This is a genomic window from Kribbella sp. NPDC004875 (assembly GCF_042873375.1).
In the GTDB taxonomy this organism is placed as follows: Bacteria; Actinomycetota; Actinomycetes; order Propionibacteriales; family Kribbellaceae; genus Kribbella.
Map to the genome: position 1 here is coordinate 1 of NZ_JBIALI010000004.1, position 25,029 is coordinate 25,029.

General features: G+C 68.3%; 22 protein-coding genes and 1 pseudogene. 17 read left to right on the forward strand and 6 right to left on the reverse strand.

Annotated elements, in window-relative coordinates; translation table 11 throughout:
• Positions 1–1,084, forward strand: a pseudogene (locus tag ACFYRH_RS22390) (hypothetical protein); the annotation flags it as partial.
• Entirely contained in the window at positions 1,078–2,454 is a 1,377-nt protein-coding gene (locus tag ACFYRH_RS22395; protein ID WP_387778354.1) for an amidohydrolase, read from the forward strand. The pseudogene ACFYRH_RS22390 and the gene ACFYRH_RS22395, both read left to right, overlap by 7 nt.
• A gap of 1 nt (position 2,455) precedes the next feature.
• Here the strand turns inward: ACFYRH_RS22395 and ACFYRH_RS22400 are convergent, their stop codons facing one another.
• Positions 2,456–3,187, reverse strand: a complete 732-nt coding sequence (locus ACFYRH_RS22400) for a hypothetical protein (protein ID WP_387778357.1) — start codon at positions 3,185–3,187, stop codon at positions 2,456–2,458.
• A gap of 170 nt (positions 3,188–3,357) precedes the next feature.
• Here ACFYRH_RS22400 and ACFYRH_RS22405 point away from each other — a divergent pair, with 170 nt between their 5' ends.
• The 7 genes from ACFYRH_RS22405 (at position 3,358) to ACFYRH_RS22435 (ending at position 9,759) form a co-directional block, all read left to right on the forward strand.
• Entirely contained in the window at positions 3,358–4,155 is a 798-nt protein-coding gene (locus ACFYRH_RS22405) for a dienelactone hydrolase family protein (protein ID WP_387778360.1), read from the forward strand.
• A 127-nt stretch (positions 4,156–4,282) separates the two neighbouring features.
• Positions 4,283–4,993, forward strand: a complete 711-nt coding sequence (locus ACFYRH_RS22410; RefSeq protein ID WP_387778363.1) for a hypothetical protein — start codon at positions 4,283–4,285, stop codon at positions 4,991–4,993.
• An 87-nt stretch (positions 4,994–5,080) separates the two neighbouring features.
• A complete protein-coding gene (locus tag ACFYRH_RS22415; protein WP_387778366.1) occupies positions 5,081–6,346 on the forward strand; it encodes an ROK family protein in 1,266 nt (421 codons plus the stop codon).
• On the forward strand, positions 6,343–7,506 hold the full coding sequence (locus ACFYRH_RS22420) for a Gfo/Idh/MocA family protein (RefSeq protein ID WP_387778369.1): 1,164 nt from the start codon (positions 6,343–6,345) through the stop codon (positions 7,504–7,506). Before ACFYRH_RS22415 ends, ACFYRH_RS22420 begins: the two co-directional genes overlap by 4 nt.
• Positions 7,503–8,663, forward strand: coding sequence for a xylose isomerase (gene xylA, locus ACFYRH_RS22425; protein ID WP_387778372.1), 1,161 nt, complete (start codon positions 7,503–7,505; stop codon positions 8,661–8,663). The genes ACFYRH_RS22420 and xylA overlap by 4 nt, the downstream gene beginning before the upstream one ends.
• A 56-nt stretch (positions 8,664–8,719) precedes the next feature.
• Positions 8,720–9,040 (forward strand): hypothetical protein, encoded by a 321-nt coding sequence (locus ACFYRH_RS22430; protein WP_387778375.1) that lies wholly within the window; start codon positions 8,720–8,722, stop codon positions 9,038–9,040.
• Positions 9,041–9,042: 2 nt separating this feature from the next.
• Entirely contained in the window at positions 9,043–9,759 is a 717-nt protein-coding gene (locus ACFYRH_RS22435) for a YqjF family protein (RefSeq protein WP_387778378.1), read from the forward strand.
• On the opposite strand, the gene ACFYRH_RS22440 is transcribed toward ACFYRH_RS22435, so the two are convergent.
• A complete protein-coding gene (locus tag ACFYRH_RS22440; protein ID WP_387778381.1) occupies positions 9,749–10,492 on the reverse strand; it encodes a hypothetical protein in 744 nt (247 codons plus the stop codon). The two genes, ACFYRH_RS22435 and ACFYRH_RS22440, sit on opposite strands and share 11 nt — an antisense overlap.
• 66 nt (positions 10,493–10,558) lie before the next feature.
• Between ACFYRH_RS22440 and ACFYRH_RS22445 the strand changes: the two genes are divergently transcribed.
• Positions 10,559–11,053 carry a MarR family winged helix-turn-helix transcriptional regulator gene (locus ACFYRH_RS22445; RefSeq protein ID WP_387778384.1) on the forward strand — a complete coding sequence of 165 codons (495 nt, stop codon included), beginning with the start codon at positions 10,559–10,561 and terminating at the stop codon, positions 11,051–11,053.
• A gap of 168 nt (positions 11,054–11,221) precedes the next feature.
• Here the strand turns inward: ACFYRH_RS22445 and ACFYRH_RS22450 are convergent, their stop codons facing one another.
• Positions 11,222–12,001 carry a GNAT family N-acetyltransferase gene (locus ACFYRH_RS22450; protein WP_387778387.1) on the reverse strand — a complete coding sequence of 260 codons (780 nt, stop codon included), beginning with the start codon at positions 11,999–12,001 and terminating at the stop codon, positions 11,222–11,224.
• 42 nt (positions 12,002–12,043) lie between these two features.
• Here ACFYRH_RS22450 and ACFYRH_RS22455 point away from each other — a divergent pair, with 42 nt between their 5' ends.
• Entirely contained in the window at positions 12,044–12,844 is an 801-nt protein-coding gene (locus ACFYRH_RS22455; RefSeq protein ID WP_387778390.1) for a GNAT family N-acetyltransferase, read from the forward strand.
• On the opposite strand, the gene ACFYRH_RS22460 is transcribed toward ACFYRH_RS22455, so the two are convergent.
• Together ACFYRH_RS22460 and ACFYRH_RS22465 are read right to left on the reverse strand one after the other, a co-directional pair.
• Positions 12,826–13,404: a GNAT family N-acetyltransferase gene (locus ACFYRH_RS22460; RefSeq protein ID WP_387778393.1), complete on the reverse strand. Its 579-nt coding sequence runs from the start codon at positions 13,402–13,404 to the stop codon at positions 12,826–12,828. The two genes, ACFYRH_RS22455 and ACFYRH_RS22460, sit on opposite strands and share 19 nt — an antisense overlap.
• The gene (locus tag ACFYRH_RS22465) at positions 13,401–14,195 is read right to left on the reverse strand and encodes an SGNH/GDSL hydrolase family protein (protein WP_387778396.1); all 795 of its coding nucleotides are present in this window, start codon (positions 14,193–14,195) and stop codon (positions 13,401–13,403) included. The genes ACFYRH_RS22460 and ACFYRH_RS22465 overlap by 4 nt, the downstream gene beginning before the upstream one ends.
• 34 nt (positions 14,196–14,229) lie before the next feature.
• Between ACFYRH_RS22465 and ACFYRH_RS22470 the strand changes: the two genes are divergently transcribed.
• The 6 genes from ACFYRH_RS22470 (at position 14,230) to ACFYRH_RS22495 (ending at position 22,974) form a co-directional block, all read left to right on the forward strand.
• Positions 14,230–17,214 carry a sacsin N-terminal ATP-binding-like domain-containing protein gene (locus ACFYRH_RS22470; RefSeq protein ID WP_387778399.1) on the forward strand — a complete coding sequence of 995 codons (2,985 nt, stop codon included), beginning with the start codon at positions 14,230–14,232 and terminating at the stop codon, positions 17,212–17,214.
• A 260-nt stretch (positions 17,215–17,474) separates the two neighbouring features.
• Complete coding sequence (locus ACFYRH_RS22475; protein WP_387778402.1) at positions 17,475–19,316, forward strand: ABC transporter substrate-binding protein; 1,842 nt, start codon at positions 17,475–17,477, stop codon at positions 19,314–19,316.
• Positions 19,313–20,407: an ABC transporter permease gene (locus tag ACFYRH_RS22480; protein ID WP_387778405.1), complete on the forward strand. Its 1,095-nt coding sequence runs from the start codon at positions 19,313–19,315 to the stop codon at positions 20,405–20,407. Before ACFYRH_RS22475 ends, ACFYRH_RS22480 begins: the two co-directional genes overlap by 4 nt.
• A gap of 5 nt (positions 20,408–20,412) precedes the next feature.
• A complete protein-coding gene (locus ACFYRH_RS22485) occupies positions 20,413–21,288 on the forward strand; it encodes an ABC transporter permease (RefSeq protein WP_387778408.1) in 876 nt (291 codons plus the stop codon).
• A complete protein-coding gene (locus ACFYRH_RS22490; RefSeq protein ID WP_387778411.1) occupies positions 21,281–22,090 on the forward strand; it encodes an ABC transporter ATP-binding protein in 810 nt (269 codons plus the stop codon). The genes ACFYRH_RS22485 and ACFYRH_RS22490 overlap by 8 nt, the downstream gene beginning before the upstream one ends.
• Positions 22,087–22,974: an ABC transporter ATP-binding protein gene (locus ACFYRH_RS22495; RefSeq protein WP_387778413.1), complete on the forward strand. Its 888-nt coding sequence runs from the start codon at positions 22,087–22,089 to the stop codon at positions 22,972–22,974. Before ACFYRH_RS22490 ends, ACFYRH_RS22495 begins: the two co-directional genes overlap by 4 nt.
• Here ACFYRH_RS22495 and ACFYRH_RS22500 read toward each other — a convergent pair.
• The gene (locus ACFYRH_RS22500; protein ID WP_387778416.1) at positions 22,967–25,000 is read right to left on the reverse strand and encodes a phosphocholine-specific phospholipase C; all 2,034 of its coding nucleotides are present in this window, start codon (positions 24,998–25,000) and stop codon (positions 22,967–22,969) included. The two genes, ACFYRH_RS22495 and ACFYRH_RS22500, sit on opposite strands and share 8 nt — an antisense overlap.
• Positions 25,001–25,029 lie beyond the last annotated feature (29 nt).

Here is a 25,029-nt window from a genome sequence, read left to right on the forward strand (position 1 = left end):
CATCGGCGACACCCGCCCGCTCCAACACCGCCGCGCCGACGCCATCGGCATCCTCGCCGACCCCCGCTACACCGAACAACTCCTCACCCAAGCCCGCAACAACCCCCACCATCCACCCACCCAAACACCCCCATCCGCCGAAACACCAACGCCCGCCGAGGGCCCCATCCCCGCCAGGACGAGCGCTCCTGGTGGAGCTGATGTTGCTTGGGCGGTGTGTATGCGGGGGACAGGCTTCGGCGTCGATGACGACGATCTGCTGGCTGAGTGGAACACCGGGTGCGTGGAACCGGGCGACGGCGACGACGCCGATCGCGACGCACCCCACCCGAGCTTCAGCAACCTGCCGGATCCACTCGACGATCCCTGCAGGCAAATCATCGAACCGTTCGAGCCCGAAACCGCGGCTCACTCCGATGACCCCGCAGACGACGGCTGGGCGATGGATCCTGCTGCCCGCCGCGCTCTCGACATACGTCTCGCCCAAATCAGGCACGCCGCCCACACCAAACCCCACGGCGGTGGACAGTTGCGGCCCGGGCAGACCGAGGTCTTTGTGCATCTCACCGACCACACCCTGGCGACCGGCGCCGGGGTTGTGCGTGCCGAAACCATCGGTCCGCTCCTCGCTGAACAGCTCACCGAACTCATCGGCCACGGCCCCTACACCGTCAAACCCGTCATCGACCTCAACAAGGCAATCAGCGCCGACGCCTACGAAATCCCCACCAAGATCCGCGAACACATCAAACTCCTCCACCCCGTCGAACTCTTCCCCTACGGCACCCGCGAATCCCGCACCACCATCGACCTCGACCACATCCAGCCCTACGACCCACTCGGCCCACCCCACCAAACCAACACCACAAACCTCGCCCCACTCAGCCGCTACGCCCACCGCGTCAAAACCCACGCCCGCGGATGGACCGTCCACCGCCTCGACCGCCAAACCCTCCAATGGACCACACCCCACAACTTCACGTTCCACGTCGACCCCACCGGCACACACCGCGTGAACCCGGCGATCGACAAGATCGACAAGACTGACGTGGGTCTGCGCAATCGTCGGGAGGGTCAATGCTGATTCGCAATGTCGCGGTGCTCGTTGTTCCCGAGGTGGGGGAGTGCCGGGTCGAGGAGGCCCAGGACATCCACATCGAGGGCGACCGGATCACGACGATCGCTCCGACGGCCAGTGCGGCGGGCGATCGCGATGGCGGCGGCGGCGGTGATGGCGGTGCTGGTGGCGATCGCGTTTTCGATGGTGACGTGATCGACGGGACCGGACTGCTTGCGGTGCCAGGGTTGATCAACTCGCATACGCACAGCCCGATGGTGATGATGCGTGGCGCCGCCGAGGATCTGTCGATCGAGGACTGGTTCAACCAGCGCATCTGGCCGATGGAGGTGAACCTGACACCCGACCGGGTGCGAGTCGGTGCGCGGCTGGCGTGTGCGGAGATGTTGCTGGCCGGCGTGACCACGTTCGTCGACCACTACTTCCACGCCGACCAGATCGCCGCGGCGGCGATCGAGTCCGGGATCCGCGCCGACCTCGCCCCGACGTTCTTCTCCTCAGCCGGCCAGGACGCGATCGACGCGGCAGTCGAGACCACCCGCGAGCTCAACCACCTCCACCCCCGCGTCACCGCCAGCCTCGGACCACACGCCACGTACACGGTGACCGACGACGACCTGAGCCGTACGGCGGAACTCGCGCGCGCCGACGGAATGCGGATCCACCTGCACGCCGCCGAGACCGACGACCAAACGCAGGCGTCGCTCGACAAGCACGGGGTCACGCCGATGCAGGTGCTCGAGCGGACCGGAGTACTCGACGCCGGCGTCCTGATCGCCCACGGATGCGGGATCCGCGCGTCCGATCTCCCGATCCTCGAGCGGTACGCCGATCGCGTCGCCGTCGCCTCGAGTCCGAAGGTCTACCTCAAGCTCGCGATGGGGGAGGTGACCCCGATCAAGGGCCTCCGGTCGGCCGGTGTTCCCGTCGGGATCGGGACCGACGGAGCCGCCGTCCACAACACCCTCGACGTCTGGGAAGCGATCCGCATGGTCGCCCTCACCCAGAAGCAACGCGAGCACGACGCGGCGTGGATGACCCTGTCCGACACCCTGCGGCTCGCCACTCGCGGCAGTGCGACAGCGGCGGGTCTCGGCAACGACGTCGGCGTCCTCGAGCCGGGCCGTCAGGCCGACATCGCGCTCGTCGACCTCTCCGGTCCGCACAACCAGCCGATCCACGACCCGCGGGCCGCCCTGGTGTACTCCGTGCGCGCGTCCGACGTCGTCACGGTCCTCGTCGCGGGCCAAGTCGTCGTACGGGACCGGCAGCTACTGACGATGGATCGCGACGAAGTCCTCGCCGACGCGCGCGAACTGGCCCACGCCCTCGTCGATCTCTCAACCGGGGGAGCCGTTCAGCACTACGAGCCCTGACTCAGTAACCCAGCAACGCCTGCAGGATCAGATTGTTGCGCGCGGTCTGACCGGCCGGGACCGACGTGTGCACACCTTCCCGCAGGTACGTCGTGAGGTGGGTCGGCGACGCCGCCAGCGACTCCGCCCAATGGACGACTCTCAGGTTCGGGTACTTCTTCGCCGCATCGGACAGTTGCGAGTTGATCCACGCGCTGTTCCGCTGATCCGCCAGCTGCACCGCCGCGGACTTGGCGGTCCGCGCGCACTGCACGTTGACCCAGACCACGGTTCGTTTCGAGCCGACGATCCGCATCGTCCGGTCCACCTGTGGGCCGAACGCGGGCGGGTTGAAGATGTCGTTCGTCCCGGTCGCCATCAGGATCCGGCGCGGCATTCCGTACTGCGTCGCCCAGCTCTGCAAGGCGTCGACTGCCGGGGCGGTGGGCCGGCCGGACCAGTTGTGGACCGCGATGGTCTTGCCACTGCGCGCGATCAGCTGCGAGGCGAGCGCCTTGGCGTCCTGCACCGCGATGCTGTCGCCGAACATGTACACGCCGTCGTTGTCGCGGACGTACGTGATCGTCGCCTCGGGGGCGATCGCGTGGCTGAGGACCGTCCAGTCCCCGAGCGCGCCGGACCCGTACGGGTCCGAAGCCACGGCCGTCTGCGCCACCGAAGCCTCACTGGTCGCGACGGCTGCGACGGTCGCCGCGGCCCCTGCCATCAGGACATGACGCCGATTCGGTCGCATGATGATCCCCCAGGAATGAACGGAAATTCGCGTGGACCCTACATCGTCACGCTCCGCGACCGTCAACTGTCCGTAATGCAATAGAGATCTGACGGACGGTTGACTGAGATCATTTCGTGAAGATCCCGGGCGGCAGTCTGTGACTGCTCGGGCACTCTAAGCTGCTCCGCATGACTGTGGACCTGGCTTCCTGGCGGCGCGCGCCGTTCACCGGGGGCGGCCTGACCTACGACTGCTTCGAGAAGGGCGCCGGGCCGGGCGTGGTGCTGATCCCCGAGATCCCCGGCCTGACGCCGGAGGTGGCCGCCTTCGGCGAACACCTGGTCCGCGAAGGCTTCACGGTGGTCATCCCGTCACCATTCGGTACGCCGGGACGCGCGGAAACCAACGGCTACGTGCTCGGCACCCTCGCCCGGCTGTGCGTGTCGAAGGAGTTCCGCTGCTTCGCGGTCGACGCCGAGCGCCCGATCACGAAGTACCTGCGGGCCGTGGCTGTCGACCTGGCGGCACGTACGCCGGGGCTCGGCGTCGGCGTGATCGGGATGTGCTTCACCGGTGGGTTCGCGCTCGCGACCGCGGTCGAGGACGTGGTGAAGGCGCCGGTCCTGAGCCAGCCGTCGACGCCGTTCCCGGTGAGCAAGAAGCGGCGGCAGGATCCCGGTCTGTCGGAGCGGGAACTCGAGGTGATCAAGGATCGCACCAGGACCGATGGACTGTGCGTTCTCGGTATGCGGTTCAGTCAGGACCGGATGGCGCCGGCGGAGCGTTTCAGCACTCTGCGTACACACCTCGGCGACGCGTTCGAGGTGATCGAGCTCGATTCCGGGCCTGGTAACCCGGACGGATATACCCGCGGCGCGCATGCGGTCCTCACCCGGGACCTGCGCGAGGATCCGCCGAACTCGGCGTTCCACGCCCGTTCCCGGGCGGTCGAATTCCTCCGGACACACCTCACAGCAACGGACTGACGACTCTCGGAATCCCTTTTGTTTTCCCTCTGGTCGCGAGTGCCGCGCGCATGGCACGATCTTCCACCGGGGGCACTACAGGGGACGCGTAATGGCGGGTGCCCAGGCACCGGACGAGTGAGGCTGTATGAACGGGCGGACCGCACAGGACAACCGAAAGCCGGCGAACGGCGGCGAGAACGCGAACGGGCACAACGGTCACGCTCCGCAACCGTCCACTGACATCGCGGCGTCGTCCGAGTGGCAGTCCGGGCAGCAGATCGCGGAACTGCGGGTCGACCAGCAGACCGAGGCGCCGCATTCGCAGTGGCTGTCCGAGGTACGTGACCGGCCGCGGGTCCAGAACGGTACGGCGCTGCGCCAGTTCAACACCCCGGTCCGGGTCGACGAAATCGCGGTCGCGGCGATGACACTCGCCGAGGACCTGCAGGCGGCGACCCAGAACATGCCCGAGTCCGTTGAGCTCCGGCGCTTCCGGCGCGACCTCGACCAGGCCGCCACCACCTTCCGCGACCTGGCGAGCAAGCTCGAGGTCACGGCCGGCAAGCTCGTCCGGCTGGCCGCGAACGAGGGCCAGGCCTGCGGTGTCGGCTGGGGCGTCTGCCCCGAGCACGGCCTGACGCTGATGAACGTCGGCGACACCGTCACCTGCCACGTGCTCGGTTGCGGCCTGGAGAACGAGGGCGAGGTCGAGCGCTGTGAGCATCCGGTCGCCTACCGCGTCGTCGACGCGGCCGGGCCCGCGCTGCTGACCTGCTCCGGTCACGCCATCGCCTGTCGCCTGTACTTCGACAACCCGGTGATCACCGCGACGTCCGACAGCATGGAGCTGTTCTAGCCCTTAGGTTCCCGCAAAGGGTTGACGACGCACGCGCTCGAACTTAGTTTGTTGGATCAACAGACAAAGTCGCGAGAAGGGTGCCGGATGACGTTGACCGACGGTCGTCGCCCCGGGGGCAGGGGTGTTGCCGCCGACCACGTCTCGCTTCGGCGCAACAACCTCTCCGTCGTCCTGCGGCACGTCCGCGACCTCGGTCCGCGGTCCCGCGCCCGGATCGCCGACGACACCGGGCTCAACAAGGCGACCGTCAGCAGCCTGGTCGCCGAGCTCGTCGAACGCGGCCTGCTGCGCGAAGGCAGCGCGGACTCCAGCGGCGCGCTGGGGCGCCCGGGACAGCTCGTCGAACTCGACGGCACCGGCGTCTGCGGCATCGGCGCCGAGATCAACGTCGAGTACCTCGCGGTCGTCGCGCTCGACCTGGCCGGCGAGGTCGTCCTCGAGAAGCGCGTCCCCGTCGACGTCGCCCACCTCGACCCCGGTACGACGCTGGACCGCCTCACCGTCCTGGTCCAGGAAGCCGTCACGGCCGTCGAGGCCCGCGGTGGACGGGTGGCCGGCGTCACGCTCGCCCTCCCGGGACTCGTCCAGGTGGAGACCGGCGAACTGAAGCTCGCGCCGAACCTCGGGTGGAGCGAGTTGTCCGTCGCCGAGGAGATGCGGAGCCGGCTGGGCGCACCGACGTACCCACTGCACGTGGACAACGAGGCGAACCTGGCGACGCTGGCGGCGTACGCCGAACTTCGGCGGACCGGGGACGAGCCCCTGCACGACCTCGTGCTGCTGACCGGCGCCGTCGGTGTCGGTGGTGGTGTGGTCTCCGGCGGGCATCTGCTGCGTGGCGGGCACGGGTACAGCGGCGAGGTCGGGCACATGCCGGTCGCGCCGCCCGGGCAGATCTGCGGCTGTGGGCGGACCGGCTGCTGGGAGACCGTCGTCGGCCTGAGCGCACTGTTGCGTAAGGCAACGGACAACGACGACCCGGCCCGGGATCCCGCGCTCGATGTGGAACGCCGGCTGGCCGAGATCGTCCGGCGGGCCGAGGCGGGGGACGCGCGGACGCTGGCCGCGCTGCAGGACGTCGGCAGCTGGCTGGGGATCGGCGGAGCGATCCTCGTGAACATCCTGAACCCGGACGTGCTCGTCCTCGGCGGGTACTTCGCCGTGCTCGGGCCGTGGCTGCAAGAACCGCTGGAACAGGCGATGCGCGAGCGCGTGCTCGCGCCGGACGGCGGCGGCTGCCGGGTGGTCCGCTCGGGGCTCGGCTTCGCGGCCGCGGTCCGCGGCGGCGCGCAGATCGCCGTCGACCAGGTCTTCGCCGACCCGACTGAGATGAGCAGAGGAGAGTCATGACGAACCTTGGCATCGGCCTGATCGGCTACGCGTTCATGGGAGCGGCCCATTCGCAGGCCTGGCGGAGCGCGCCGCGCTTCTTCGACCTGCCGCTCGAGCCGCAGATGAACGTCCTGTGCGGCCGCAACGCCGAAGCCGTCGAGGCGGCCCGGGTCAAGCTCGGCTGGAAGGAGGCCGAGACCGACTGGCGCAAGCTGCTCACCCGCGACGACGTCCAGCTGGTCGACGTCTGCACGCCGGGCGACAGCCACGCCGAGATCGCGATCGCCGCGCTGGAGGCCGGCAAGCACGTGCTGTGCGAGAAGCCGCTGGCCAACACGGTCGAGGAAGCCGAGGCGATGACGGCCGCGGCGGAGGCGGCCGCCGCCAGGGGGATCCGGTCGATGGTCGGGTTCACCTACCGCCGGGTGCCGGCGATCGCGCTGGCCCGGCAGCTCGTTGCCGACGGCAAGCTCGGGACGATCCGGCATGTGCGGGCGCAGTACCTGCAGGACTGGATCGCCGACCCGGAGGCGCCGCTGTCCTGGCGGCTGGACAAGGCGAAGGCCGGTTCCGGTGCGCTCGGTGACATCGGCGCGCACATCATCGACATGACGCAGTACATCACCGGTGACACCATCGGTGAAGTCAGCGCCCGGCTGGAGACGTTCGTGAAGGAGCGGCCGGTGGCGGCCGAGCATTCCGGGCTGGCCGGCACCGCGGGTACCGAACGCGGACCCGTGACCGTGGACGACGCGGCGGTCTTCCTGGCCACGTTCCGGTCCGGGGCACTCGGCGTGTTCGAGGCCACCAGGTTCGCGACCGGCCGGAAGAACGGCATCCGGATCGAGATCAACGGGAGCCTCGGCAGTCTGGCGTTCGACTTCGAGGACATGAACCTGCTGCACTTCTACGACGCCACCGAAGACTCGAGGACGGCGGGCTTCCGCCGCATCCTCGCCACCGAACCCGTGCACCCGTACGTCGCCGCGTGGTGGCCGCCGGGGCACCTGCTCGGCTACGAGCACGGGTTCACCCACCAGGCCGTCGACCTGGTCACCGCGATCGCCGAAGGTACCGAGCCGCGACCGTCGTTCGCCGACGGTCTGCAGGTTCAGCGCGTGCTGGCCGCGGTCGAGGCCAGCTCGGCATCCCGACAATGGCAGGAGATTGCGCAATGAACGACTACACCCCGACGAAGGACGACAAGTTCTCCTTCGGCCTCTGGACGGTCGGCTGGCAGGGCGTCGACGTGTTCGGTACGGCGGTCCGCCCCGCGCTGGACCCGGTGCACACGGTCGAGAAGCTCGCCGAACTCGGCGCCGCCGCGGTCACCTTCCACGACGACGACGTGGTCCCGGACGACAGCACCCGCGCGCAGACCCTCGAGCGGTTCACCAAGGCGCTGGCCGACACCGGCATGGCCGTCGAGATGATGACGACCAACCTGTTCGCACACCCGGTCTTCAAGGACGGCGGCCTGACCGCCAACGACCGTCAGGTACGCCGGTACGCGCTGGCGAAGGTGTTGCGGAACGTCGACCTCGCGGCCGAGCTGGGCGCGACGACGTACGTGCTCTGGGGCGGGCGTGAGGGCGCTGAGTCCGGCGGGTCGAAGGACGTGCGGGCCGCGCTCGACCGGTACAAGGAGTCGATGGACCTGCTGTGTGCGTACGTGCGCGAGCAGGGGTACGACATCCGGTTCGCGATCGAGCCGAAGCCGAACGAGCCGCGCGGCGACATCCTGCTGCCGTCGATCGGGCATGCGATTGCCTTCATCAACGATCTCGCGGACCCGGAGCTGGTCGGCATCAACCCCGAGGTCGGGCACGAGCAGATGGCGAGCCTGAACTACGCGCACGGGATCGCGCAGGCGTTGTGGCACGGGAAGCTGTACCACATCGACCTCAACGGGCAGCACGGTCCGCGGTTCGACCAGGACCTGCGCTTCGGGGCCGGGAACCTGCGCGAGGCGTTCTGGACGGTCGACGTACTGCAGGGCTCTGGGAGCTACCCGGCGTACGACGGCCACATCCACTTCGACTACAAACCGCCGCGCACCGAGGACGAGGACGGTGTCTGGGAGACCGCCCGCGCCTGCATGCGGAACTACCTGATCCTGCGCGACAAGGTGCAGGCGTTCCGGGCCGACCCCGAGGTTGCCGAGGCGCTGGCCGCCGCCCGCGTCGCGGAACTGGCCGAGCCCACGCTGGCCGCGGGGGAGTCGCTCGACGACCTCCGCAACGCGAAGTACGACCCGGACGCCCTCGGCGCCCGCGGCCTCGCCTTCGAGAAGCTCGACCAACTCGCCATGGAACACCTCCTCGGCGTCCGCTAGCGGGCACGCCCCAGGGATCTGCCGGTTCGGGGATCCCTGGGGCTACGCTCAGGAGCATGACTGCTGAGCGGTATGTCGCGCGGGTCGTGGAGGTTCCGGAGCGCGGGATCAAGCTGGAGACGGTGGAGGGTGCCACGGTTCCGGAGGCGCCCACCGAGGTGAACCTGCTGGGGATGGCCATCGCGCTGGCGCTCGGCGCGGCGGGGTACCGGCATCACGCCGAGCAGCGGGACGCCGAGTTGCAGACACTGGACGCGTTGCTGTCCGGCGAGGCGGTGATGCCGTGGAAGCCGGCGGCCGACGCGGGGACGGCGTACCTCGTGTGTGACCTGAACGGCGGTAAGCCGACCTGCGAGGTCCGACCGACCGCGGACTGATCTTGGACGCCATCTGGCCGGAAGCGCCGGAGCTGCGGCGGCCGCGGATCCTGCGGCAGCAGTGGCTTGATCTGACGTTCCTGCACTGGGCGATCGATCCGTCGGCGGTCGCGCGGTTCTTCCCGCCGGGCACGCGACCGGACACGTTCGAAGGACGCACGTACTTCGGCCTGATTCCGTTCCGGATGGTCGGAACCGGACCGCCGCACGGCCCGGCCGTGCCGTACTTCGGCACGTTCCTGGAGACGAACATCCGGTTGTACTCCGTCGACGAGAGCGGCCGGCGTGGTGTCGTGTTCCTGAGTCTGGACGCCAACCGGCTGGCCGTGGTGGCGGCCGCGCGGAGTGTCTTCGGCCTGCCGTACCGGTGGGCGCGGATGGGTCATGAACGCAACGGCAGCCACCACACGTACACCTCCACCGTCCGCGGGTCCGGCGCTCAGTCGCTTGTCGGCGTGGAGATGGGCGAACCCCTGCGGGCCGGCCCGCTGGAGGACTTCCTGACCGCGCGGTGGGGTCTGCACGTCGAGCGCGGCGGCCGGACCTGGTACCTGCCGAACCACCATCCACCGTGGATCCTTCATCACGCGAACCTCACGGCGCTGGATGCCGATGGTCTGCTGCGGTCCGTGGGCCTCGTTCCACCCGGGCGCGCGCCGGATCATGTCGCGTTCAGCGCCGGGCTGCCCGCGGAGTTCGGCGTACCGCTCAGGCCATGAGGTCGGCGGTCTCCTGGATGATGAACGGGACGTCCAGCTGACGTGCCCAGCGGTTGATCTCGGTCGCTAGCGCGCGGGATCCTTCGGCGTCGCCTTCGTCACGGAGCAGGGTCGCGAGCATGGTCTGCTGGGCGAGGGTGGGGCGGAGGTGTCCGACTTCCTGCAGGAGTTCGGCCGACCGCTCCCACTGGGTCCGCGCGAGCGCGAGGTCCCTGGCGGCGTGGGCGTGGTAGCCGAGGTGGCGGAGCGCTTGGGCGATCAGCAACTTGTCGTCGGTCTTCTCGCCGAGTTCCAACGCGGCAGTGTAGTGGTCGACGGCCTCGGTCGGCTGTTCGTACACGTTGTCGGCGATCGTGCCGGCCCAGAAGTACGCCGCGCCCCGGTGAGCGTCGTCAGGAGCTTCCTCGATGAGCGCGAGCGCGCGCGTGCGCAGGTCTGACTCGCCTGCTTGGAAGAGGGCGGTCGCGTAGTCCTTCCGCAACGTGAGCAGCGCGAGATCCCAGGATCCGTCGAGGAGTGCGCCTGCGGCGGTGAGGGCGGCGGACGCGTGGTCGGTCTGCCGGCCGAAGTCCTGGTCGACGGTCACCTCGGCGAGTGCGAGCGCGAGGGTGGCGCGTTCGGTGGCGTCGTCGGTCGTGGCGGCGTTGAGGAGGTTGGTCGCGGTTGACCACTGGCCGGCGCGCATCAGGTGGAGGGCGGCGGTGGCGATCTCGGTGGCTGCGATGTGAGTCATGAGGCGAAGGTATTTCGACATCGAAATATTTGACAACTAACCTTCAGTCGCTGAAAGGTCGGGTGGGTGAAGGATTTCGTGGACGAGCACGTCGATCTGTGGGCGGGGCAGCTGGATGACCTGGACCGTGATGTCGAGGGCATCACGGTCCGCCTGCAGGTCCTGACCCGGTATCTCGAGCGTCGGCGCGAGGCGGTGCTCGCGGCGTACGGGCTGCAGTTGTGGGAGTTCAAGACGCTGCACATGCTCCGCCGCGGCGGTACGCCGTACCGCGCGACGCCCGGCGAGCTGGCGCAGCGCCTCACCATGTCCGCGGCCGCGATGACCAATCGGCTCGATGCGCTCGAGCGACGTGGGTACGTCGAGCGTTCGCATGACCGCGACGACCGCCGCAAGGTGTTCGCGACGCTCACGCCTGCGGGGAACGAGCTCTGGGAGCGGGGGATCGGCGACATCCAGCGGGTCGAGGAGGACTTGATCCACCAACTGCCAACCGCGGATCGCACCCGCCTCGACGACCTCCTCCGACAGCTGGTGAAGGTCACCGAACACGATTCCTAGCCAAGGCATGTCAAGGTTCACGACCCAGCTCCGACGTCCAGGTAGAAGCACCCCGGACCTGGAGGACGGACCGATGGAACCTCTGAACCTGATGGTCTCGCTGAGCCACTTCGCCAACGACAACCGAGACAACAAGCACGGCCTGAGCGAGCCGGCAGGCCGCCGCGATCACCGTAACTGGCGGCTGACCGGCTGGCTGATCAGCGCGCTGCGCTCGCGTCCGACCTCGGTGAACCCGAACCGGCTGTACCAGCGCACGAGCTCGTCCGACGTCCCGAGGCCCGCCAGCGAGCACCCGAGCGCAACCGCATGATCCAGCGCCGCCGTGACGACAGCCGACGCCGCACCCCGGCCACGCTGTTCCTCGGCGGTTGCGACCGACCAGAGGTTCGCCGTGTCCCCAGCTCTCACGATGGTCGCCGACGAGACCAGACGATCGCCGTCGAAGGCTCCGACGATGTCGGCGGCACCGGCGCCGTGAAAGAAGCCGGTGAGGCCGTCCGTGTCGTCGTACACGCCGCCGACCATGCGCAGCAGCCGGGCCCGCTCCTCGGAGTCGCCGATGATCGCGGTGGTGAACGTCGACGGCGGCGACACCGGACGAGTGGCGAGCTCGCAGAGCATCAGTGGCGCGGTGTTCGTCGAGGTCGGGTTGAATTCGTCGAGTGCCGCCGCGAGATCCTCCCGATCGAGAATCCGGACGGAGATGTCTCCGTCATGAGAGGAGTCCACGGCGAGGCGCACCAATCGAGTCATTGCCTCCCTCGACGGCGTGCTCAGGAACAGCTGGTGCGCGATCTTGCCCGGCCGACCGGCCCACCAGAAGCAGTCGGCCTCGTCGTACCGTTCCCAGCTGAATACTCCGTCTGCCGACGGCCGTTGCGCCAACCGGCGCCAGCCGACCACCGCTGCGTCCCAGACAGCCTGGCCCCCAGTCGCACCGCTCATCTCGGCACCCTACTTGGTCCTGCGGCGTGTCAGAGTCCTCCTGTGAATGATGCTTTGAAGAGTGCCTTGCTCGCTGCGTACGACGGGCAGTTGCGGGGGACGAGTGAGAGTGCGGACGTGCCGACCAGTACCGATGGGCCGGTGATTCGGGTCGAGTACCCGAACCGCGGGTTCGTCAGCTATCGCACGCTCGACGGTCTGGACAGTGCCGAAGTCGACGCCTTGATCGCTCGCCAGCGTGACTACTTCGCCGCCAAGGGGCAGTCGGTCGAGTGGAAGTTGCGGGGGCATGACCAGCCCGCCGACCTGCCGGAGCGGCTGCGGGCCGCCGGGTTCGAGCCCGAGGAGCAGGAGACGGTCCTGGTCGCGGAGAGCGCCGACATCGTCGAGCGGCTGCGCGGTCGCGAGTCGGTCGACGGCATCGCGATCCGGTTGGTGCACGATCGGGCAGACTTCGAGCGGATCGCCGCGATGGAGTCGACGGTGTGGAACGACGACTGGTCCTGGCTCACCGACGACCTGGTACGCCGGCATGCGGGCGGCGCCGACGTGTTCGTCGCGGAGGCCGACGAGCAGGTGGTGTCCGCGGCGTGGGCCGTCTACAAGAAGGGCACCGAGTTCACCGGCCTGTGGGGCGGCTCGACCCTGGCGGAGTGGCGCGGCCGAGGCATCTACAAGGCTCTCGTCGCGGTCCGCGCCGCCCGCGCCGTCGAGCTCGGCTACAAGTACCTCCACGTCGACGCCTCCGACGACAGCTCCCCGATCCTCCAGCGCCTGGGCTTCGTGGCAGTCACCACCACCACGCCGTACGTCCACACCGTGTCTCAGGCGGGCGGTCGGTAGAGGGCGTAGTGCATGGGGCCGTTGTGGGGGAGTTCCAGTTCGGCGATCACGGTGAAGCCCAGGGACTCGTAGAACCTGACGTTCGCGGGGTCCTGGGTTTCGAGGAACGCGGGGGAGCGCTCGGCGTCCGCGGCAGTCAGCCCGGGGGTGATGACGGCGCGGCCGAGGCCCTGGCGCTGATGGTCCGGGTCGACCGCGGCGAGGCCCAGGAACCACAGTGGCCGACGGGGACGGAAGATCGCGGTCGCCTGCCCGTACTCGGCGGCGAGCGCGGCGCGCGCCCCGGAGATCTGCTGGAACGCATCGGCGTGCGGCGCGAAGGCATCCGGCGGGGTGGCCGGAGTCGTCCAGACGGCCACCGCGGTCACGTCGTCCGTCACCCAGACCCGCCCGTGTGGCAACCCGACGGCGGTGACGAACAGCCGGTGGTACGCCGCGAGCCGCTCGGCGTACCCGTCCGGGTCGAGGCAGGCCCGTGTCATCGGGTAGTCGGCCAGCGCCCGGCAGAACGTGCCGACGATCGCGTCGACGTCCGCGGTGGTCGCCTCGCGGACCTTCATCGCCGGAGGACCTCGAGGATCAGGTCGGCGACGGCGCGCATGCCGGCGGCGTTCGGGTGGTACGGGACGAAACCGCCGAGGTTGGGCGGCAGCATCGTGAACCCGGTCGTCCATGGCTCGGCCGAACCGATCGCGTGCTCCAGACTCGCCGCCGACGCCGCCACCAGCTCGGCTCCACCCGCCGCGGCCGCCTTCGCGAACGCGCCTGCCAGCCCGTCGGCCATCATCGCGACGCTCGGCAGCTGCTCCTCGTTCAGCGGTACGTCGAGCCGCGGGCGGGTGGCCGGCCCGACGAGACTGAGATAGTCGACGAGCAGGATCCGTGCCTCGGGCGAGCGCTCGCGAGTCCGCTCGACCACAGTCGTCAGCGAATCGGCGACGGCCTGGTACGACGCGTCGTCCTTGAGGTAACTGACCCGCGCGCGGATCCGGTTCGCGACCCGGCGCCCGAAGATCGTGGCGGGCTTGGCGATCGTGTTGAGGAAACTCCCGCGCAGGAACGTCCCGATGTACTCGAGGTCGTTGCCGCCGGCGGTGATCGTGACCAGCGCGGTGTCCGGGGTGAGCGCGTCGAGCTGCGGCGGCGCGTCGTCCTGCGCGGTGTCGAGCACGTGCGCGGTGGTGGCACCGGAGTACGTGACGTCGGTGAGGTCGAGGCCGAGCTCGGCGGCGACCAGGTGCGCGTAGTTGGCGCCCGACCGTCCGGCCGGTGGATCCACGATCGGGCTGATCCCGGGACCGGCCGCGAACGAGCTGCCCAGAGCGACATACCGACTGCCGGAAGCGATCACCGCCCCACGATATCCGGTACGAGATACTGCCCCGGTGAGTGAGGACATCTTCGGTACGGCGGGAATTCGCGAGCGAGTGCTGGCTGGTTGGGCGGCCGCCCCCGTGCGGTTCCGGGAGGACGCCAACGCCGAGGAGGAACTGGCGCTCGGCGGGTACGTCGACCGCCTCGTCATCGAGCTGGCGCAGAACGCGGCCGACGCGGCGGCGCGAGCGGGTACGCCGGGACGCGTGCTGTTCGAGTTCCGCGACAACACCCTCGTGGTCGCGAACACCGGCGCCCCGCTGACCGCCGAGGGCGTCCAGTCCCTCGCGACGCTCCGCGCCTCGGCGAAACGCGACGCCGGCCCCGGCCCGCGTGGGGAGGATGTCCCTCCCGTCGGGCGGTTCGGGGTCGGCTTCTCGGCGGTGCTCGCGGTGACGGACGAGCCGGTTGTCCTGTCGCGCAGCGGTGGTGTGCGGTTCTCGAAGGCGGACACCGCTGACGGGATCGCGGGGCTCACGCCTGAGCTCGACACCGAGCTGCGCCGTCGCGACGGTCAGGTGCCCGTCCTTCGCCTCCCGTTCGAGGCCGACGGCGAGCCGCCGGCCGGTTACGACACCGCCGTCCTGCTCCCGCTCCGCGACGAGGCCGCAGTCGCTCTCGTACGCCGCCTGCTCGCCGAGGCCGACGACGCGCTGCTGCTGGCGCTTCCGGGTTTGGTCCGCATCGAGATCGAGACCGACGAATCCCGCCGAGTTCTCGAAGACGCCGAGTCCCGCTGGCACATCCACCGCACCGAAGGCGTCTTCGACCCTGCCGAACGCGAGCAACTGCTGGCGGATCGACCGATCGAGGAGCGCTCCCGTCCGACCTGGTCGGTGGTCTGGGCACTACCTCGGCAAGCAATCCAGGCGCTGCCAGGCGTTGTGCAGGCACCGACCCCGACCGACGAACCGCTCTCGCTCGAAGCGTTGCTGCTGGCAACATTCCCACTCGATTCGACACGTCGCCACGTCGCCAAAGGACCGTTGACCGATCGCCTCGTGCGGGAGGCAGCGACGGCGTACGGCGAGCTGTTGCGCGTGCGGGCCGAGGAAGGCGACGACGTACTGCGCTTGGTGCCGACCGGTCTCGCGGCGGGTGGTCTCGACCGGGTGTTGCGGGAGGAGATCCTGCGCCGACTGCCGGAGGTCGCGTTGCTGCGGGCGGTGGCCGACGGAGAACTTCTGCGCCCACGGGACGCGGTCCTGGTCGAGGGTGCGGACGACGCGTTCAACGAGGTACTCGCGCCGATCGTTCCGGGTCTGATCCGAGCGCGTCGCGAAGACCGGCTCGCGCTGGATGCGTTGCAGGTAAGGCGTCTCGATCTCTCCGATGTCGTGGATCAGCTCGGCGGTGAGGAGTCACCGGGCTGGTGGCGAACCCTCTACGCCTCGCTGTCGACGATGGTGACCGACCCACTGATCAGGGAATCGCTCGGCACCCTCCCGGTCCCACTCGCCGACGGCCGGCTCGTCCGTGGCGTCCGCGGTGTCCTCCTTCCGGGACCGGAGCTCCCGGTCGACACCCTCGCAGCCTTCGGCGAGTACGGCGTCCGCGTCGTCCATCCCGGCGCCGTGGACCCCGCCCTGGAACGACTCGGCGCCATCCCCGCGACTCCACGATCGCTCCTCGAAGACAGCGCGGTCCGCACTGCTGTCGAGCACTCCGCCGACGCCGACGACCCGGACGCGATCGCCCACGCCGTCCTCAGTCTCGTCGCCGCCGACCCTTCCCAGGCCGACGGTCTGTGGTGGTTGAACGACCTCGTGCTCCGCGACGCCAGCGGCGACCTCGTGCCCGCGAACGCCTTGGTGGTCGAGGGTTCCGATGCCCAGACCGTCCTCGACGCCGACGAGGTAGCGCCCGTCGCGGCCGAGGTCCTCGACCGCTACGGCCGGCCGGCGCTCGAGGCCGTCGGCGTACTCGCCACGCTCGGCGTCGTCACCGCCTCCGACGTCGCCCTCGACCAACTCCCCGAAGCCCTTCAGGACCTCGACGCGATCGAGGACTGGGCGTACGACGTCGCGCCCGACGGATCGCGGTACGGCGCGACCGTCGGTGAGCTGATCGCGATCCGCGACCTCGACTGGATCACCGACGACAGCTGGCCGAAAGTCCTGGAACTACTGGGCTCTTCGCCGGATCTGCGACGCGCGCTGGTCACTCAGGTCCGGGTCGTCGGACCCGATGACCGGCCGCTCGGTGTCCCGTCGTACGCCGCCTGGTGGATCCGGGAGCACGTCGTGCTGGACGACGGCGAGCCGCTCGCCGGACGGGCGGATCCGGACGCCGAGCCGGTCCTCGCGAGCTTCCTCGACGAAGCACCCGACTGGACCGCCGGCCTCGATCCCGAGGTCCGGACCGCGGCCGGGCTGGTTCGCGATGTCGGCGATCTCGACGCTGATGGTATCGGTCTGGTATTGGACCGGTTGTCCGATCCGGACCGCGAGGTCGACGAGGCCTCGATCCTGCGGCTCTGGAACCGGCTCGGCACTCTCGCACTGTTTCCCGGCGACGCACCGGCCCAGGTCCGCGTGCTCGGGACCGACGGCGTGACCCGGGTGACGGACGTCGACCGGGCGGTCGTCGTCGACGGTCCGATGTGGATCCAGCGGACGGATCTCGGTGGGTTCGTGATCGGGTCCGGAGCGGCCGCGGACGGGCTGAGTGACCTGTTCGACGTCCCCATGGCGCAAGAGGTTGCCGAGGGCAAAATCGACGGGACCGGTGCCGAGGCCGACGTACCGGCGCTGGTCCGGGAGCTCGTACCGGAGGTGCCTCCGGTGTGGTGGGAGCACGAGGAGCTCACCGTCGACGGCGTCGAGGTCGACTGGTGGGTCGACACCGACGGGGCCCCGCACGCCGCGACCTTCGACGGTCTCGCCAAGGCCCTCGCCTGGGCCGCCGGGCGCTGGGACCGGCGGCATGTGATCCGTGCGGTTCTCAACGAACCGGACCGAAGTGTGGAACTTCTGCTCGACGCCGTCTACGACTGACCGGATCCGGCCGCGAGGCCTTGCGGGGCCCGAAGATACACACCCTGTAACCGTACTTGGAAGCGTTTCCGCGTACGGCGTCACGGAGAGCGAGCCAACGTTGTCAAAGGTTGGTATATCGACTGATCTGCGGATATGACGTCAAAGTTCCAACGTGGCAATGAACTCTTGCCAACGTTGTCAGGCCTACTTATAGTCCGTGGCACCTCTCGGTCGGTGATCAGCCCGCCCGCGCAACGGAAACGGAGGTGACATTCGTCATGAACGAAGCACCGCGCCCACAGTTCGAAGACGTCGAGGATGTCATTCGGTACCAATTGAGTCGACGACACATGCTCGGAGGAGGCGCGGCCGCGGCGGCCACGGCGTTCCTGGCGGCCTGCTCCGGCGGTGGCTCGTCGTACTCCGACAAGCCGGCCGGCAACAACAAGCCGGTCGCCACCAAGTCGATCCAGATCGGCAAGGCCAACATCCCGGTTCCCCGGGACCAGACGGTGATCGTCGGCCAGGTCGAGTACACGGTCTTCGACAGCTTCAACGGGATGATCCCGAACGGGTCACCGTCCGGCGCCGGCGTGGAGCTGAGCACCGAACCGCTGTTCTTCCTCAGCTTCGCCACCGGCAAGCTCACGCCGTGGCTGGCGACGGAGTACAAGTACAACGACGCCTTCACCGAGCTGACGCTGAAGTTCGACCCGAAGGCCCACTGGAACGACGGCCAGCCGCTGGGCGCGAACGACTTCAAGTTCACGGTGATGCTGCTGAAGGACCGCCCGGACCTCTTCGGCGGCGGTGGTGACCTGAAGGAGTTCGTCAAGTCCATCGCCGTGCCCGACCCGCACACCGCGGTGGTCACGTTCCTGAAGCCGGCGCCACGCTTCCACTACAACTTCATCGCCGCGATCTCCGGTGCGCCGAACAACATCATGCCCGAGCACATCTGGAAGTCGCAGGACCCGACGAAGTACAAGGACAACCCGCCGGTCCGCAGCGGTCCGTACAAGCTGAAGCAGGCGATCCGGAACCAGAAGATGTTCGTCTGGGAGAAGGACCCGAACTACTGGAACAAGGACAAGCTCGACGTCAAGCCGCAGTACGTCGTGTTCCAGAGCACGTCGAAGCAGCTCGACCAGGCGTCGCTGGCGTTCGAGCGGGCCGAGTTCGACGTCGGCTCGGTCGACGAGCAGCACGCCAAGCAGCTGCGGAACACCGGCTACCCGAACCTCGTGACCACGCAGTTCCACGACCCGAACCCGCGGGTGTTCTGGCTGAACTGCGACCCGAGCCGCGGGGTGATGTCGGAACCGAAGATGCGCTGGGCGATCAACTACTGCATCGACCGGGAGAAGATCGGCAACTCGATCTGGCCGGTCAAGGTACCGCCCGCGCAGTACCCGTGGGCGGACTACCCGACCAACGACAAGTGGAAGAACGACGACCTCGCGAACAAGTACAAGTTCGAGTTCAACCCGGACAAGGCCACGCAGATGCTGGACGAGATCGCGCCGAAGAACGCGGCCGGCAAGCGGGTCTACAAGGGCAAGGAGATCAACCTCGAGATCATCACGGCGTCGCCGGTCGACGGCGCCGAGTACGCGATCGCCAACGTTCTGAAGATCCAGCTCGCGAAGGTCGGCGTACCGGCCACCCTGCGCAGCCTGTCCGGCAGTGTCCACGACGACAAGTTCCAGCGCGGGCAGTACGACATCGACTCCAACTGGGCCGGCTTCGCGATCGACCCGGTGCAGCTGTACACCGACTGGACCAGCGACAAGTACCAGCCGGTCGGCAAGAACTCGGCCGGCAAGAACAAGATGCGGTTCCGCAACCCGGAGTTCGACAAGATCATCGAGCAGCTGGGCGTACTCAACCCGGACTCGCCGGACGCCAAGCCGTTGCTCGACAAGGCACTGGAGATCTACTTCCAGCAGATCCCGTTGCTCGCGTCGATCCAGACCGGCTACCCGTCGTACTTCAACACGGCGTTCTGGAAGGACTGGCCGACCGACGACAACCTGTACGAGGTGCCGCTGAACTGGTGGCCGCACTTCATCTTCGTGCTCGGCAAGATCAGTGCCACCGGGCAGAAGGGACCGGCGTGACGGCGGAAGCCCCGCCCGCGGTAGTCACCGACAAGAGCCAGGACTCCGCACCCGCTTCGGGGGTGCGGGCCTGGCTGTCGCGGCATCCGCTGGCGGCGTACGCCATCCGGAGGTTCGGGCTCTACCTGGTGGAGTTGTGGGGCGCGCTGACGATCGCGTTCTTCTTCTTCCGGATGATGCCCGGTGACCCGGTCCAGACGCTGATCCAGACGCTGCAGCAGAACTACGTCTACAACGCGCAGGCCAGTGCCGAGCTGATCGCCCGGTACCGGCACGAGTTCGGGCTCGACGGGAACCTGCTGACCCAGTACTTCAAGTACATGGAGAAGCTGATCCTGCACGGCGATCTCGGGCCGAGCCTGATCAACTACCCGACGCCGGCGCAGACGGTGATCCTGCGGTCGTTGCCCTGGACAATCGGTCTGCTCGGGATCTCCGCGGTCCTGGCCTGGATCCTCGGCGTGGTGATCGGCGCGATCGCCGGCTGGCGGCGCGGCAAGCTCGGCTCCGCGATCGCCACCAACCTGTCGATCGCGCTGTCGCACGTGCCGTACTTCTTCGTCGCGCTGATCCTGGTGTACGTCTTCGCGTACTCGATGGGACTGTTGCCTGCGAGATCGGCGTACGACTCCAACATCAATCCCGGGATCAGTCTGGCCTTCATCGGCAGTGTGCTGAAGTACGGACTGCTGCCGGGGTTGTCGATCGTGATCATCGGGACGTTCAGCTGGATCCTGTCGACCCGGATGCTGATGATCCCGATCCTCGGCGAGGACTACCTGGTGTACGCCGAGGCGAAGGGACTGAAGAACTCGCGGATCCTGACCCGGTACGCGCTGCGGAACTGCTACCTGCCGCAGATCACCGCGTTCGGCATCTCGCTGGGCTTCATCTTCAACGGCAACGTCCTGGTCGAGCAGCTGTTCAACTACCCCGGACTCGGCACGACGCTGGTCACGGCGATCCAGCAGCTCGACTTCAACACGATCCTCGGGGTCACCGACATCGCGATCTTCTCGGTGCTCACCGCCGTCCTGCTCCTCGACCTCCTGCTCCCGCTGCTCGACCCGCGGGTCAAGTACTGGAAGTGATGACGATGAGACTCCTGACCGCGGTACTGCGGACGATCCGGAACAGCCGGCGGCTGGCGACCGGGCTGACCATCCTCGGGCTGCTGGTGCTGCTCGCGCTGCTCAGCCCTTTGATCACCAAGGCCGTCGGTGGTGGCCAGGACCCGATCGAGCTGGCGGCGTACGAGAAGTGGCTGGTGCCGGGACCGAAACACCTGCTCGGCACCGACCAGTTCGGCCGGGACGTGTTCGCGATGGTGGTGAAGGCGCTGTCGGTCTCGCTGCAGATCGGTGCGATCGCCGGCGTGATCTCGACGGTCGCCGGTGTGATCGTCGCGTTCGTCGCCGGGTACAAGGGCGGCTGGATCGACAACGTGCTCTCGACGTTCACCGGCATCCTGCTGGTGATCCCGACGTTCCCGTTGCTGATCGCGCTGTCGGCGTACGCGAAGAACGTCAGCCTGTTCCAGGTCGGCGTGATGATCTCGATCTTCTCCTGGCCGTTCGCCGCGAAGACGATCAGATCCCAGGTACTGAGCCTGCGAACACGCCCGTACGTCGATCTGGCGCGGGTCAGCAAGGCCCGTGACCTGGAGATCATCGTCACCGAGCTGCTACCGAACCTGCTGCCGTTCATCGGCGTCGGTTTCGCGTCGTCGGCACTCGGTGCGATCTTCGGCTTGGTCGGTCTGGAGATCATCGGTCTCGGCCCGGGCGGCGTGATCGACCTCGGGCAGATCATCTTCAACGCGATCGGCACCGGCGCGCTGACACTCGGCGCCTGGCCGATGTTCGTGGTCCCGATCGCGCTGCTGACGTTGCTGTTCGCGGCGCTGAACATGGTGAACATCGGGTTGGAAGAGGTCTACAACCCGCGGCTGAGGGGAGTGGCCGGTGAATAACGTTCTCGAGGTCAAGGGGCTCGAGGTCTCGTACTCGACGAACCGCGGCGACGTGAAGGCGGTCCGCGGGATCGACCTCGACGTGCGCCGCGGCGAGATCCTCGGGATCGCGGGCGAGTCCGGCAGCGGGAAGAGCACCCTCGCGGTCGCGCTGCTGCGGCTGCTGAAGGCGCCGGGCAAGGTGACCGGTGGCTCGGTGATGTTCCACCCGTCCGGCCGATCGCCCGTCGACCTGCTCAAGGTCAACGGCGAGGAGTTGCGGGTCCTGCGCTGGAGCGCGCTCTCGTACCTCCCACAGGGCTCGATGAGCTCGCTGAACCCGGTGATGCGGGTCGAGGACCAGTTCAAGGACGTGATCCTCGAGCACGCGCCCGGCCGCAAGGAATCGGTGGGCGAGATGGTGCCGAGGCTGCTCGGGCAGGTCGGGCTGGAGCCGCGGGTCGCGCGGATGTACCCGCACGAGCTGTCCGGCGGGATGAAGCAGCGGGTGCTGATGGCGATCGCGGTCGCGCTCGAGCCGGACCTGGTGATCGCCGACGAGCCGACCACCGCGCTGGACGTGACGATCCAGCGGGTGATCCTGCAGTCGCTGGCGGATCTGCGGACCGACTTCGGCGTCACGCTGATGGTGATCTCGCACGACATGGGCGTGCACGCGCAGCTGGTGGACCGGGTCGCAGTCATGTACGAGGGACGGCTCGTCGAGGTGGGCGACGTACGGCAGGTCTTCAAGGACCCGCGGGACCCGTACACCCGGCAGCTGATCGAGTCGATCCCGCAGGTCGGACGGAGGGCGTCATGAAGTCGGAGCTCGAACTCAGGGGCGTACAGCAACGGTTCCATGCCCGCGGGGTGGCCGACGGCTACGTGACCGCGGTGGACGACGTGAGCTTCAGCCTGGCCGCGTCGCCGCCGCAGATCGTCAGCCTGGTCGGCCAGAGCGGCAGCGGGAAGAGCACGATCGCCCGCAACGTGCTCGGCCTGCAGAAGCCCACGGCCGGAACGGTGCTGTACGGCGGCAAGGACATCTTCAAGCTGAGCCGGGCCGAGTACGACGCGTACCGGCGCGACGTCCAGCCGGTGTTCCAGGACCCGTACGCGATCTTCAACCCGTTCTACCGGGTGGACCGCGCGCTCTGGAAAGCGGTGAAGAAGTTCAAGCTGGCCGACACCCGCGAGAAGGGACTCGCGCTGATCGAGGAGTCGCTGCGGGCGGTCCGGCTGGAGCCGGAGAACGTGCTGGGGCGCTACCCGCACCAGCTCTCCGGTGGTCAGCGGCAGCGCATCATGCTCGCCCGCGTGCACATGCTGCGGCCGTCGTTCATCATCGCGGACGAGCCGGTGTCGATGCTGGACGCCCAGGTGCGCAAGCACTTCCTGGACATCCTGCTGGACTTCCAGCGCGAGCACGGGATGACGACGCTGTTCATCACCCACGACCTGTCGACGGTGTACTACCTCGGCGGCGAGGTGATGGTGATCACCAAGGGCAAGATCGTCGAACGCGGCCCGGTGGCGACGGTGATGCACGAACCGTCGCACGCCTACACCAAGCTGCTGCTCGACTCGATCCCCTCGCCCGACCCGGACCAACGCTGGACCAGCCGGATCGCCGTGGACGAACTCGACCAGGTCGACGACAACACGCCCGCCGACACGACGAAACCGGAGGTCCCAATCATCTAGTTCTGATACCCGGGTCGCTCAGGCCGGAGGTGCCGTTCTCGATGTGGCCGGCGAAGCGGCGCAGGTACGTCGAGTCGGCGGTGGTCGTGATCGAGACGTCGTACCAGCGGTTCGTGGTGCCGACGGTGTACTTCGTGGTCCCCCTGCCGACGTCGAGCGTCTTGGGCGATCCGCCGTACGAGTTGGCGATCGTGACCCGGCGGGCGGCGTCGGAGGTGAAGGTGAGGTCGACGTTGCCGGTGGTCGCGTTCTCGCGGGCGGTGATCTCCAGGCCGGTGGCGGGCTTGCCCTTGAAGGTGCGCAGGAAGCCGTTCGGGCCGTGCACGGTGAGGTCGGTGACGCCGGCCGAGTAGACCGGGTTCCAGCTGTCGGCGACGGTTTTGCCGGCCTCGGTGGTGTATGTCCACGGGCCGTCGGTGCGGTTCGCGGACGTGATCAGGAACTGCGCGCCGGCTCGCGGCCCGGAGCCGAACGTCAGCTTGTACTTGCCGTCGGCAACTGCACCGTCGACGACCGGTGCGTACGGCAACGGCCGGGTACGGCGCCGGCCGCGCTCCTGCCCGGGGAGTGCGCCCACCGCGGGCGGCGTCGGCACGTAGTCCGGGTGCCGCTTGTTGTCCGGCGGCTGGTAGGCGCTGGTGTCCGGGAGCTTCGCGGGCTGCGTGGCCGACGTACCGAAGTCGAATGCGGAGGAGAGATCGCCGCAGATCGCCCGGCGCCACGGCGAGATGTTCGGCTCATGCACGCCGAAGCGGCTCTCCATGAAGCGGATGATCGACGTGTGGTCGAAGACCTCGGAGCAGGTGTACCCGCCGGTGCTCCACGGCGAGACCACGAGCATCGGGACCCGCTGGCCGAGCCCGTACGGACCGTGTGCGGCCTTCGCGCCGGTGTAGAGATCGGGGCCGGCGTCGACGGTCGACAGGCCCTGGTTCGCATCCATCGGCGGGTACGGCGGGACGACGTGGTCGAAGAAGCCGTCGTTCTCGTCGTACGTGATGAACAGCGCCGTCCTGCTCCACACCTCGGGGTTCGCGGTGAGCGCGTCGAGGACCTGGGAGATGTACCAGGCGCCGTAGTTGGCCGGCCAATTCGGGTGCTCGGTGAACGCTTCCGGCGCCGCGATCCAGGAGATCTCCGGCAGCCGGTTGGTCTTCACGTCGGCCGCGAGCTGCGCGAACAGGCTCTCGCCGGCCTTCGCGTTCGTGCCGGTGCGGGCCTTGTCGTACAAGGGGTTCCCGGGCTGCGCGTTCCGGTAGGTGTTGAAGTAGAGCAGCGAGTTGTCGCCGTAGTTGCCGCGGTACGCGTCGTCGATCCAGCCCCAGCCGTGGTCGCCGTCCAGGCCGTCACCGATGTCCTGATAGATCTTCCACGACACCCCGGCCTTCTCCAGCCGCTCGGGGTACGTCGTCCAGCCGTAGCCGGCCTCGTCGTTGCCGAGGACCGGGCCACCGCCGGTGCCGTCGTTACCCGTGTAGCCGGTCCACAGGTAGTAGCGGTTCGGGTCGGTGGAGCCCATGAACGAGCAGTGATACGCGTCGCAGAGCGTGAACTTGTCGGCGAGCGCGTAGTGGAACGGGATGTCCTCGCGGGTCAGGTACGCCATCGTGGTCGACGTCTTCGCCGGGATCCACTGGTCGTACTTGCCGTCGTTGTGCGCGGCGTGCGCGTCCGGCCAGCTGTGCGCGAGGTCCTGGATGAACTGCAGGCCGAGGTTGTCGGCGTCCGGCCGGAACGGCAGGATCTCCTTGCCAAGGGCATCCTTCTGGTAGAACGTCGGCTTGCCGCTCGGCAGGTTCACCGGCCGCGGGTCGCCGTACCCGCGGACGCCGCTCAGCGTGCCGAAGTAGTGGTCGAACGAGCGGTTCTCCTGCATCAGGACCACGATGTGCTCGACGTCCTGGATGGACCCGAACCTGCGATGGGCCGGGATCGCGGCGGCCTGCTCGATACTGTTCGTCATCGCGGCGAACCCGGCCGATGCTCCGGCCAGCTGCAGGAATCTCCGGCGGTTGATGTCTGGCATGCGGGTCTCCTTCTCGGGGCGGGTGGAGT

Bases quoted from the DNA above. Each gene is read 5' to 3' on its own strand.
- ACFYRH_RS22485 (WP_387778408.1), top strand. From the start codon at position 20,413: ATGAGACTCCTGACCGCGGTACTGCGGACGATCCGGAACAGCCGGCGG.
- ACFYRH_RS22400 (WP_387778357.1), bottom strand. From the start codon at position 3,187: ATGCGACCGAATCGGCGTCATGTCCTGATGGCAGGGGCCGCGGCGACC.
- ACFYRH_RS22405 (WP_387778360.1), top strand. From the start codon at position 3,358: ATGACTGTGGACCTGGCTTCCTGGCGGCGCGCGCCGTTCACCGGGGGC.
- ACFYRH_RS22450 (WP_387778387.1), bottom strand. From the start codon at position 12,001: ATGAGCGGTGCGACTGGGGGCCAGGCTGTCTGGGACGCAGCGGTGGTC.
- ACFYRH_RS22495 (WP_387778413.1), top strand. From the start codon at position 22,087: ATGAAGTCGGAGCTCGAACTCAGGGGCGTACAGCAACGGTTCCATGCC.
- ACFYRH_RS22420 (WP_387778369.1), top strand. From the start codon at position 6,343: ATGACGAACCTTGGCATCGGCCTGATCGGCTACGCGTTCATGGGAGCG.
- xylA (WP_387778372.1), top strand. From the start codon at position 7,503: ATGAACGACTACACCCCGACGAAGGACGACAAGTTCTCCTTCGGCCTC.
- ACFYRH_RS22440 (WP_387778381.1), bottom strand. From the start codon at position 10,492: ATGACTCACATCGCAGCCACCGAGATCGCCACCGCCGCCCTCCACCTG.
- ACFYRH_RS22500 (WP_387778416.1), bottom strand. From the start codon at position 25,000: ATGCCAGACATCAACCGCCGGAGATTCCTGCAGCTGGCCGGAGCATCG.
- ACFYRH_RS22395 (WP_387778354.1), top strand. From the start codon at position 1,078: ATGCTGATTCGCAATGTCGCGGTGCTCGTTGTTCCCGAGGTGGGGGAG.
- ACFYRH_RS22475 (WP_387778402.1), top strand. From the start codon at position 17,475: ATGAACGAAGCACCGCGCCCACAGTTCGAAGACGTCGAGGATGTCATT.
- ACFYRH_RS22460 (WP_387778393.1), bottom strand. From the start codon at position 13,404: ATGAAGGTCCGCGAGGCGACCACCGCGGACGTCGACGCGATCGTCGGC.
- ACFYRH_RS22410 (WP_387778363.1), top strand. From the start codon at position 4,283: ATGAACGGGCGGACCGCACAGGACAACCGAAAGCCGGCGAACGGCGGC.
- ACFYRH_RS22415 (WP_387778366.1), top strand. From the start codon at position 5,081: ATGACGTTGACCGACGGTCGTCGCCCCGGGGGCAGGGGTGTTGCCGCC.
- ACFYRH_RS22430 (WP_387778375.1), top strand. From the start codon at position 8,720: ATGACTGCTGAGCGGTATGTCGCGCGGGTCGTGGAGGTTCCGGAGCGC.